The sequence below is a fragment of the Aquabacterium sp. genome (assembly GCF_014378415.1).
Lineage (GTDB): Bacteria > Pseudomonadota > Gammaproteobacteria > Burkholderiales > Burkholderiaceae_C > Aquabacterium.
The window spans coordinates 19605-30382 of record NZ_JACMNS010000072.1 but is presented as its reverse complement, the minus strand read 5'-3'; the positions used below and the strand labels follow the sequence as shown (position 1 = coordinate 30382).

General features: G+C 65.1%; 9 protein-coding genes and 1 pseudogene. 5 read left to right on the top strand and 5 right to left on the bottom strand.

Annotated elements, in window-relative coordinates; all coding sequences use genetic code 11:
• Together H7225_RS07075 and mutL are read right to left on the bottom strand one after the other, a co-directional pair.
• Positions 1-749: pseudogene (locus tag H7225_RS07075) on the bottom strand (pseudouridine synthase); the annotation flags it as partial.
• A 522-nt stretch (positions 750-1271) separates the two neighbouring features.
• Positions 1272-3221, bottom strand: coding sequence for a DNA mismatch repair endonuclease MutL (gene mutL / locus H7225_RS07070; protein ID WP_290660258.1), 1950 nt, complete (start codon positions 3219-3221; stop codon positions 1272-1274).
• 35 nt (positions 3222-3256) lie between these two features.
• Between mutL and H7225_RS07065 the strand changes: the two genes are divergently transcribed.
• From H7225_RS07065 to H7225_RS07050, 4 genes are read left to right on the top strand one after another with little or no spacing between them, the layout of a single operon-like run.
• A complete protein-coding gene (locus H7225_RS07065) occupies positions 3257-3901 on the top strand; it encodes a VTT domain-containing protein (protein ID WP_290660256.1) in 645 nt (214 codons plus the stop codon).
• A 50-nt stretch (positions 3902-3951) separates the two neighbouring features.
• On the top strand, positions 3952-4797 hold the full coding sequence (gene asd, locus H7225_RS07060) for an archaetidylserine decarboxylase (protein ID WP_290660254.1): 846 nt from the start codon (positions 3952-3954) through the stop codon (positions 4795-4797).
• An 8-nt stretch (positions 4798-4805) separates the two neighbouring features.
• A complete protein-coding gene (locus tag H7225_RS07055) occupies positions 4806-5645 on the top strand; it encodes a rhodanese-like domain-containing protein (RefSeq protein WP_290660252.1) in 840 nt (279 codons plus the stop codon).
• Between the two features lies 1 nt (position 5646).
• Positions 5647-6549 (top strand): pseudouridine synthase, encoded by a 903-nt coding sequence (locus tag H7225_RS07050; protein ID WP_290660250.1) that lies wholly within the window; start codon positions 5647-5649, stop codon positions 6547-6549.
• Between the two features lie 9 nt (positions 6550-6558).
• Here H7225_RS07050 and H7225_RS07045 read toward each other — a convergent pair whose 3' ends face one another.
• Positions 6559-8064 carry an N-acetylmuramoyl-L-alanine amidase gene (locus H7225_RS07045; protein WP_290660248.1) on the bottom strand — a complete coding sequence of 502 codons (1506 nt, stop codon included), beginning with the start codon at positions 8062-8064 and terminating at the stop codon, positions 6559-6561.
• Positions 8057-8509: a tRNA (adenosine(37)-N6)-threonylcarbamoyltransferase complex ATPase subunit type 1 TsaE gene (gene tsaE, locus H7225_RS07040; RefSeq protein ID WP_290660262.1), complete on the bottom strand. Its 453-nt coding sequence runs from the start codon at positions 8507-8509 to the stop codon at positions 8057-8059. Before tsaE ends, H7225_RS07045 begins: the two co-directional genes overlap by 8 nt.
• 171 nt (positions 8510-8680) lie before the next feature.
• On the opposite strand from tsaE, the gene queG reads away from it, so the two are divergent.
• Positions 8681-9739: a tRNA epoxyqueuosine(34) reductase QueG gene (queG, locus tag H7225_RS07035; protein ID WP_290660260.1), complete on the top strand. Its 1059-nt coding sequence runs from the start codon at positions 8681-8683 to the stop codon at positions 9737-9739.
• A 41-nt stretch (positions 9740-9780) separates the two neighbouring features.
• Here queG and H7225_RS07030 read toward each other — a convergent pair whose 3' ends face one another.
• Entirely contained in the window at positions 9781-10758 is a 978-nt protein-coding gene (locus H7225_RS07030) for an NADPH:quinone oxidoreductase family protein (protein ID WP_290660246.1), read from the bottom strand.
• Between the last annotated feature and the right edge of the window lie 20 nt (positions 10759-10778).

Genomic DNA, 10778 nt, shown 5'->3' with positions numbered 1-10778 from the left:
GGCTGCAGGAAGCGCCATTGGCCCAGCGGCAGGTTGCCCAGCACGACGCTGCCGATGCGCACGCGCTTGAGGCCCACCACCTTCAGCCCGACCTGTTCGCACATGCGGCGGATCTGGCGCTTGCGGCCCTCACGCAACACGAAGCGCAGTTGCTGCTCGTTCTGCCACGACACCTTGGCGGGCTTGAGCTCGCGCCCGTCCAGCATCAGGCCGTGGCGCAGCTTGTCCATCGACTCGCCGGGGAACAGGCCCGAGATGTTTTTCTCATCGGGGTTGTCTGGCAGCTCGACCCGCACCAGGTATTCTTTTTCGATGTTGGAGTCTTCACCGATCAAATCGCGTGCGATGCGGCCGTCCTGCGTCAACACCAGCAAGCCGGTGGAGTCGATGTCCAGCCGACCAGCGGGCGCCAGGTGTTTGAGGTGGCCGCGTGTCAGCAGCATCTTGTTGCGCTCGCCTTCCTGCCAGTGGTTCTCCGGGCGGATCAGCACGAAGGCGGGCTCGTAGCCATCTTCGGCCTGGCCACTGACGTAGCCGATGGGCTTGTTGATCAGGATGGTCACGCGCTGGGCCTGCTGGGTCTTGGCCGCCGCGTCGATGGTGACGTCCTGGTGCGGGTAGACGCGCGAGCCCAGTTCGCTGACGACTTCGCCATCGACCAGCACCCAGCCATGCTCGATCCACTCGTCGGCTTCGCGGCGCGAGGACAGGCCGCGTTCGCTCATCAGCTTGGACAGGCGGATGCGGCCGTCGTGTTCAACGCTGCCCTCGGTGGGGGCCGGGGCTTGAACAGGGCGCGGGCCTTGGGCGCGGCGGCCGTCTTTGCGGAAGTCCTGCTGTGCAGGCGGGGGCGTGGTTGGGCGGTTGTCCTGACGAGGACCGCGCGGTGCCTGGCCGCGGGGGGCAGGGCGGCGGTCATCAAAACGCGGCGGCGCCGCCTCGCGAGGGCGATCATCCCGAGGCCTGAATGCGGCCGGGCGATCCCGTTCATCGCGGCGTGGCGCGGGTGCTCTGGGGCGTTCACCGGGCCAGCGCGATTCATCCCTTGGTGCGGCTGGCGCTGGCGCTTGTGCCGCCAGCTTGGCCGCCTCGTCCCGGGCCTTGGCGGCCTGCTCGGCCTCTTCCACGGTCATGCGTTTGCGGGGGGCCGAGCCCGAGCCGCGCACGGGTGGGCGCCGAGGTGCCAGGGCATCGCGCTCGGCATCGGGTGTCGCTGGCTTGGCCAGGATGATTTTTTTACGTTCGGTCATGGGGGCCTTCGGGGATTGCGTTCAGCGGCCGCGCATGAACAGGGCGTCGAGTTCACGCATGGAGAGTTGCCGCCAGGTGGGGCGGCCGTGGTTGCATTGGTCGGCGCGGTCGGTGGCTTCCATGTCGCGCAGCAGGGCGTTCATCTCGGTCAAGGTGAGTTGCCGGTTGGCGCGCACCGCACCATGGCAGGCCATGGTGGCCAGCAGTTCGTGCTGCGCGCGGTGGATCACGTCGCTGGCATCCAGCTGCGCCAGTTCGGCCAGCACCGAGCGGGCCAGGTCAACGCCATCGGCTTGGGTCAAGGCCAGGGGCACCGAGCGCAAGGCCAGGGTGGTGGGGCCCAGCGCGTCGATGTCCAGGCCCAGGCTGATCAGGGCTTCGCGTTGCGACTCGGCCGTGGCGATCTCTTGCGGCGTGGCGGCGAAGCTTTGCGGGATCAGCAGGGGCTGGCTTTCCAGGCGCTCGTGCGCCAGCTGGGCTTTCAAGCGTTCGTAGACGATGCGCTCGTGGGCGGCATGCATGTCCACAATGATCAGGCCATGAACGTTTTCGGCCAGCACGAACACGCCGCCGACCTGGGCCAGGGCGCGGCCCAGCGGCCATTCGTGCTGATCGGCGGCAGGGGTGCCCGATGAGGTGCCGCCTGTCGCCGCCGGCGCGGGCCGCAACGCATCGGGCGAGAAGCCAAAGGACGTGGGCCGGTCTTGATCGGACGACGCACGGCCCAGGCCGGACGGCGGCATGCGCTCTGAGGCCAGGAAGGACGATGATCCGCCCGCATCGGCTTGCGGCCAGCCGGCCCAGCGTTGTTCGGGTGAGGCATCGGCCGGGCGTTGCCAGGCCAGCGGGCTTTGCTGCTTGACCGACAAAGGTGCCTGCACGCCTGAGGGCGGTGCATTGCCATCCGGGGAATAGCTTGGCCAGGCACTGGCAAGGCTGGAAGGATCAGCCTCACCCGCAGCAGGCGTCGTCGCGCGCGACAAGGCCAAGGCGGCTTCCACCGACTTGCGCACGGCCTGGTGCACCTCGCGCGAATCGCGGAAGCGCACTTCGATTTTGGTGGGGTGCACATTGACATCGACCCGGTCGGGCGCGATCTCGATGAACAGCACGAACGTTGGTTGGCGTGAGCCGTGCAGCACGTCTTCATAGGCCGCGCGCACGCCATGGCTCAGCAGCTTGTCGCGCACATGGCGGCCATTGACGTAGAAGTACTGCTGGTCGGTGCGCGAGCGGGCGGCGTCAGGCAGGCCGGTGTAGCCGTGCACGCGCATCGGTCCCATGCTCAACTCGACCGCGCGGGACGTGCTCATGAAATCGTCACCCAGCACATCGACCACGCGCTGATCGGGCGATCCGGCACGCCATTGCGCCACCAGCTTGCCTTCGTGCCACACGGCAAAGCCCACGTCGGGCCGGGCCAGGGCATGGCGGCGCACGGCCTCCAGACAATGGGCCAGCTCGGTGCCTTCGGTCTTCAGGAACTTGCGGCGGGCCGGCGTGCTGAAGAACAGCTCGCGCACCTCGACGCTGGTGCCCACGCCGCGCGCGGCCGGGCTCAGCTCGCCAGACCGGGCATCCAGCCGGTGCGCATGGGCATCGTCCACCGTGCGGCTGGCAATCGCCATGTCCGACACCGACGCGATGGCCGCCAGCGCCTCGCCCCGAAAACCCATGGTCGCCACGCTTTCCAGATCGTGCAAGGAGCCGATCTTGCTGGTGGCGTGCCGTTTCAAAGCCAAAGGCAATTCATCCATCGGGATGCCGCTGCCATCGTCCTCGACCAAAATCTGCCGGATGCCCCCGGCCAGCAGCTTGACCGTGATTTGGCGTGCGCCCGCATCCAGCGCGTTGTCCACCAGTTCGCGCACCACGGAAGCCGGGCGCTCGACCACCTCGCCAGCCGCGATCTGGCTGATGAGTTCGTCGGGTAATTCGCGGATGTTTCGGCGGGCGGAAGAGGTCGTCATCAAGGGATTGTACGAAGCCCCCCGATAATGCTTGCATGGACATCGCTCATTTCCTCCTGGATTTCATCCTTCACGTCGACCAGCACCTGAGAACTTTCATAGCCGACCACGGCTTGTGGGTCTATGCGCTGCTGTTTTTGATCATTTTTGTCGAGACGGGCGTCGTGGTCATGCCCTTTCTGCCTGGCGATTCGCTGCTTTTTGTGGTGGGGATCATGTGTGGCGCCGGCTTGATGAGTTTGCCGCTGTCGCTTGGTTTGCTTTTCGCGGCGGCGGTGCTTGGCAACCAAAGCAATTACGCGATCGGGCGTTGGATCGGGCCCAAGGTGTTTCAGTGGGAGCAATCCCGTTTTTTCAACAAGCGCGCTTTTGAGCAAGCCCATGGCTTTTACGAACGCTACGGTGGCGTGGCCATCGTGGCCGCTCGGTTCATGCCATTTTTGCGGACCTTCGCGCCCTTCGTGGCCGGCGTGGCGGCCATGAGCCGTCGCAAGTTCATTTTCTACGACGTGCTGGGTGGCGCGTTGTGGATCGGCGGCGTGATTCTGGCCGGTTATTTTTTTGGCGACATCCCATTCGTCAAAACTCACCTGGACAAAATCATTTGGGCCATGATTTTGATTCCGGGCTTGGTGATCGTGTTGGGCGCTTTTCGGGCCAAGCTTAAAACCAAAGCCTGATCTGCCGCTCGGTACAATGGCGGCCCCTTTCCTCCGCTTTGGTGGCCGCCTTGTCCGACCGTCTTTTTGTGCTGCTGCAGCACGTTTTGCCCAAACAGGCCCTGACCGCCTTGGCTGGCCGCATGGCCTGGGTCAAGGGCGGGGCGCTGACCACCCGTTTCATCGGCTGGTTTGTGCGGCGCTACGGCGTGAACATGGCCGAGGCCGCCAACCCAGACCTGGGCAGTTATCCCACCTTCAATGAGTTTTTCACCCGGCCTTTGAAGCCGGGCGTCCGCCCGCTGACCGACGTCGATTTGATCTGCCCGGTCGATGGCGCCATCAGCCAGGTCGGGGCCATCGAGCACGACCAGATCTTCCAGGCCAAGGGCCACCATTACTCGGCGCGCGCGCTGGTCGGCGGCGATGCCTTGCTGGCGGCGCAGTTCCAGGATGGGCACTTCGCCACCATCTACCTCAGCCCGAAGGATTACCACCGCATCCACATGCCTTGCGATGGCCGGCTGACCCGCATGATCTACGTGCCGGGTGAGTTGTTCTCGGTCAACCCGGCCACGGCGCGCGGTGTGCCCGGCCTGTTCGCCCGCAACGAGCGCGTGGTCTGCGTGTTCGAGACCGAGCAGGGCCCCTTCGTGCTGACCCTGGTGGGCGCCACCATCGTGGGCAGCATGGCCACCGTGTGGCACGGCGTGGTCAACCCGCCGCGCAGCAAGGACGTGCGCGAATGGCGCTACACCGACCAGTCCATCGTGCTGAAAAAAGGCGATGAAATGGGCCGCTTCATGCTGGGTTCGACCGTGGTGATGCTCTTCCCCAAAAGCGCTTTGCGATTCAACCCCGCCTGGGCGCCGGCCAGCCCGGTTCGCCTGGGCGATGCGATGGCCAGCCGCCAGTGATGCCTGCCATGAGCCCTGCCGTGAGTGCCGCCATGCTGGACATCGTTCATGAGTCCTTCTACCAGTTCGTGCACATCGCAGACCCCGAGGCGTGCACCATCGCCCTGCGCGAGATCACGCAAGGCCTGACCGGCAGCATTTTGGTGGCCACCGAAGGCATCAATGGCATGGTGGCCGCCGAGCCCGCCGCGCTGTCAGCGTTTCACGCGGCCTTGCTTGAAGACGCCCGTCTGGCTGGCCTGTTTGTTGGCATGACCTTCAAACGCAGTCCCTGCAAGACCCGGCCCTTCTTCAAGATGAAGGTGCACCACAAGCCCGAAATCCTGCCCCTGGGCGTCGAGGGGGTGGATGCGATCAGCCGCACCGGCATCAATGTCAGCCCACAGGAATGGCGGGAGCTGATCGCCCAGGACGACGTGGTCCTGATCGACAACCGCAACAGCTTCGAGTTCAAGCTCGGCCGCTTCAAGAACGCGGTCGATCCACAGGTGCACCACTTCCGCGACCTGCCCAAGTACATCGAAGCGCACGTCGATGAATGGAAGGCCGAGGGCAAGCGCGTGGCCATGTACTGCACCGGCGGCATCCGCTGCGAAAAAACCAGCGCCTGGATGCTGGGCATGGACATCCCCGTGTACCAGCTGCAGGGCGGCATCCTGAGCTACTTTGCCGAGGTGCCCGATGCCGACCAGGATTGGGAAGGCGAGTGCTTCGTCTTCGACAACCGCATCGCGCTCGACACGCACTTGCAGCAAACCGAGACCACGTTTGAGGACGTGTACGCGGGTGACCCGGACGAAGCATGGCGCCTGCAGCGCGCCAAGCGCTTGTCCAAGGGCAGCCAGTAGCGTGTCGCCCAAGCCGCGCCCTCTGCCCACCAAGGACGGCGTCGGCCCCAGTTGCGTGGCCCTGCCGACCGGCCCGTGGCCCACCATGGCCGAGTTCCTGGTGCAGCAATTCCCGGCGGTGTCCCACGCGACCTGGCAAGCCCGCATGCAGGCCGGCGAAGTGGTCGACGAGCACGGCGTGCCGGTGACGCCTGAGCGACGCTACCAGCCGCACCTCCGCCTGTACTACTACCGTGCCATCGAGTCCGAGCCGCGCTTGCCGTTTGACGAGGTGGTGCTTTTCCAGGACGAGCACATCGTGGTGGTCGACAAGCCGCATTTCATGCCCGTCACCCCCGGTGGCCGCTACCTGCAAGAGACCTTGCTGGTGCGCCTGAAGCGCCGCTTGAGCATCGATACCCTGGCGCCCATTCACCGACTGGACCGCGAGACGGCGGGCATCGTGCTGTTCTCCATCCAGCCATCCACGCGGGGCCCTTACCAGGGCGTGTTCTCGCAAAGGGCCGCCACCAAGCACTACCAGGCCGTCGCCCCATGGCGAGCCGACCTGGCCTGGCCCCTGACCCGCCAAAGCCGCCTGGAAGAAGACGAGCACTTCATGCAAATGCGCGAGGTGCCGGGCGAGCCCAACACCGAGACGCGCATCGACGTGCTCAAGGTGCAAGGCGATCTGGCCCTGTACGCCTTGAGCCCCGTCACTGGCCGCAAGCACCAGTTGCGCGTGCACTGCGCGGCCTTGGGCTTGCCCATCGTCAACGACCTGATCTATCCCAAGCTTTTCGCGGTGGACAGCGATGACCATGCCAAGCCCCTGCAGCTGCTGGCCAAGGCCATCGAATTCACCGACCCCATCACCGGCCAACTCCGCCAGTTCATCAGCCAGCAAGCCCTGATGATCGAATGAGGGCGTGGTTCACAAAGCCCGGTTGCGCGCCATCGGCGGGTTCTTGGCAAAGTAGCGCTGGATGCCGGCCAGCAGGGCATCGGCCATCTTGGCCTGGTAGTCTTCGTCGCGCAGCTTGCGCTCTTCTTCCGGGTTGGAGATGAAACCGGTTTCCACCAAGACCGAGGGGATGTCCGGTGCCTTCAGCACGGCAAAGCCCGCTTGTTCGACCTTGCCTTTGTGCAGCCGCCCGATCTTGCCCAGATTGCCCAGAATCACGTCGCCCAGCTTCAAGCTGTCTTTGATCTGCGCGGTGGTCGACATGTCCAGCAGCGCCCGCATCACCGTGGCATCTTTGGCCTTGATGTTGACCCCACCGACCATGTCGGACGCGTTCTCTTTTTTGGCCATCCAGCGCGCGGCGGCACTGGAGGCGCCGTTCTCGGACAAGGCAAACACCGAAGCACCTCGTGCCTGTGGGTTCAAGAAAGCATCAGCGTGAATGGACATGAACAGGTCGGCCTGCACTCGACGGGCCTTGGTCACGCGCTCATTCAAGGGCACGAAGTAGTCGGACTCGCGCGTGAGCATGGCGCGCATGCCGGGTTGGGCATTGATGCGCGCGCGCAGCAGCTTGGCGATCGACAGCACCACGTCTTTTTCATACAGTCCGGTGGGGCCGACGGCGCCGGGGTCCTCCCCGCCATGGCCCGCGTCCAGCGCGATGATGACCAGGCGCTGGGTGGATTTGCGAGCGTCCAGGCTCGCCAGCTCGGGCTCGGAGGCCTGGCGTTCTGCCTCGGCCATGGCCTTGTCCATCGACTTGTCGATGCCTTTGAAAGGAGGCGTGGCGCGGACCACGGCCTTGTCGGTGCTGCGCTGCCGCAAGTCGCCGATGAAGGCGCCCAGCGCGTCGTTGACGGCGTTGGCGGCCTGGTCAGACGCGCTGCCCTTGCCCACGCCCGCCAGGTTGATGGGCGCGGGTGCGCTGTTGCCAGGCGATGCCGTGCTGGCCGCGACGGACGCCCCGGCCTCGCTCGCAGCCGTTGGTGCGCTGGCCGCATTCTGCGTGGCGGCAGATTGCAGGGCCAGGCGCGGATCGGCCTCCACCACCGAATACAAATCGAACACCAGGCGGTGCTGGTAGGCCGCCACGGGCTGCAGGCTGAACACCTGCGGCTTGGCGGCTTGCTTGAGGTCGAACACCAGGCGCACGATGTTCGGCTTGTACTGGCCGGCTCGCACCTTGGCGATGTAAGGATCGTCGGCGCGAACCTTGCTGACCAGCTCGCGCAACTGCATGTTCAGCTCCAGGCCTTCGATGTCGACCACCATGCGCATGGGGTTGACCACCAAAAAATGCTTGGCCTTCAGCAGCGTGTCGGATTCCAGCGTGACGCGGGTGTAGTCGGAGGCCGGCCACACGCGCACGGCCATCAGCTGCGCGCCATGGGCCAGCTCCATCGGGCCGAGCAGCAGCACCAGGGCGCCTTGCGCACCGCGTGTCAGCAGTTGGCGTCGGTTCAGGTCATCCATGGGGCAGGCCCTCTTGAATCAATCGTGATAGCCATTGCGCGCCTTGCGCCGTGCCGGTTTCAACGCGCACCTGGCGGCGGTCTTCGTCCACCGGCGTCAAGGTCAGCAACAGGTCGGCCATGGGCAGCAGGCCGGCGGCCTTGTCGGGCCATTCCACCAGCTTGAGGCCCGCGCTGGCGAACAGATCTCGAAAGCCCGCGTCTTCCCATTCCTGCGGATCATTGAAGCGGTAGAAATCAAAATGCCAGATCGCCATGCCGGGCGCTTCGTGCGGCTCAACCACCGCATAGCTGGGGCTCTTGATGCGGCCTTCCACGCCCAGGGCGCGCAGCAGGTGGCGCGTGAAGGTGGTTTTGCCCGCGCCCAAAGTGCCACGCAACTCGATGATCGCGGACTCGCCATCTTGCAGCGACGGCTTCAAGATATCTGCCCACTGGCCGGCCATGGCGCTGCAAGCGACTTCGTCCAGCCAGACGAAATCGCCGCGTGTCGCTGATGGACTCGTGGGATGGGGCAGGGTGCTTGTTAGGATCGTCACATGCGTCATGAACTGCGGCCAAGCTTGTCGGAAGGCACTTCATCATCGGGTTTGAACCTCGATGAGGTGCTGACACGCTTGCGGGGTTGGGCCTCGGAGTTGGGATTTTCGCAGATTGGGGTCGCGGACGTGGACTTGTCAAGTGCGGAGGCCGGTTTATTGAGCTGGTTGGCGCGTGGTTTCCACGGTGAGATGCACTACATGGCCGCCCACGGCCTCAAAAGGGCCCGTCCGGCTGAGCTGGTGCCGGGCACCGTGCGGGTCATCACAGCGCGCATGGATTACCTGCCGCAGACCACGCCCGATGGTTGGCAGGCCATCGAATGGGACCGCATGGGCCGCCCCCTGGATGCCACCGTGTCGGTCTATGCCCGGGGTCGCGATTATCACAAGGTACTGCGCGCGCGGCTGCAAACTCTGTCCGACCAATTGGCCGAGCACCTGGGGCCCTTTGGCCACCGCGTGTTCACTGATTCGGCGCCGGTCATGGAAGTGGAGCTGGCCAGTCGAAGCGGCCTGGGTTGGCGGGGCAAGCACACGTTGCTGCTGTCGCGCGATGCCGGCTCGACCTTCTTCCTGGGTGAGATCTACGTCGACCTGGCCTTGCCCTTGACGGCGCCCGAGACCGCGCACTGCGGCTCGTGCCAATCCTGCATGGACGTGTGCCCCACGCAGGCCATCGTGGGTGAGCGTCAGGTGGATGCGCGCCGCTGCATCTCCTACCTGACGATCGAGCACGGTGGTCCGATCCCACTGGAGCTGCGCGCCTTGATGGGCAACCGCATCTATGGTTGCGACGACTGCCAACTGATCTGCCCGTGGAACAAGTTTGCCCAGCGCGCCCAGGTGCCTGATTTCGATGCGCGGGCGGTGTTCGATGCCCCGGCCCTTTTGCAACTTTGGGCCTGGGACGAGGCGACTTTTTTGCGGACCATGGAGGGCAGTCCGATCCGCCGCATCGGCTTCACAAAATGGCAACGCAACATTGCCGTGGCCTTGGGCAATGCGCTGCGGGCCACGGGTGACGAAGCGGTTCGCGCGGCACTGCAGCAATGGTTGTCAAGTCCTCCGGCCGGGGTCGATGTCGACTTGGTGGGTGAGCACGTGCGCTGGGGTTTGCAGCTGGCTGCTGATTAGCCCGAGCCCCGCGCCGCCCCAACTAAGCACCCCAAGCACGGTCAGTCGTTCACCAACACAATCTTGCCCCGCACCTGACGCGCGCCCATCAGCGCAAACGCCTCCTTCAGCTGCGACATGGGCAGCTTGTGCTCAATCAAGGGCTTGATCTTGCCTTCCATGTACCAAGCTGCCAGTTGCATCAGGCAGGCGGCGTTGTTCTGCGGCTCGCGCTTGGCGAACTCACCCCAGAACACGCCCATGATTGACGCACCCTTCAGCAAGGCCAGGTTCAAGGGCAGGGCCGGGATGGTGCCGTTGGCAAAGCCGATGACCAGGTAGCGGCCGCGCCACCCGATTGATCGGAAAGCCGCCTCGGTCAAGTCGCCACCCACCGGGTCATAGACCACGTCCGGGCCCTTGCCCCCGGTCAGCGTTTTCAATTCATCACGCAGATGGCCGGTGCTGTAATTGATGGTCTCGTCGGCGCCCAACTGCTTGCACAGCGCGCACTTGTCGTCGGTTGACGCCGCGGCAATCACCTTGGCGCCTGCCGCCTTGGCGATCTGGATGGCCGCCGTGCCGACGCCCCCAGCGGCACCCAGCACCAGCACGGTCTCGCCAGCCTTGAGGGCAGCGCGGTCGATCAGCGCGTGGTACGAGGTGCCATAGGTGCACAGAAACGCCGCAGCATCTTCAAAAGAAAACGCAGGCGGCAGCGGCATCAGCATGGCCGCTGGTGCCACAGTGTGCGTGCCAAAACCGCCAGTGCCCGCAAAGCCCGCGACCGAGGTGCCCACCGCCAGGTGCCTGACGCCTTCGCCCACGGCCTCGACCACGCCTGAAAACTCGGCGCCGGGCACAAACGGCGGGTTGGGCTTCATCTGGTACTTGCCCTGCACGATCAGCAGATCAGGAAAGTTCAGGCTGGCGGCCTTGATGGCCACGCGCACTTCACCCTTGCCGGGCTCTGGCGTGGGGGATTCTTTCCAGGTCAGGGCGTCCACGCCGGTGGGGTTGTCGCAGGTCCAGGCTTGCATTTGGGGTGTCTCCTCGGTCA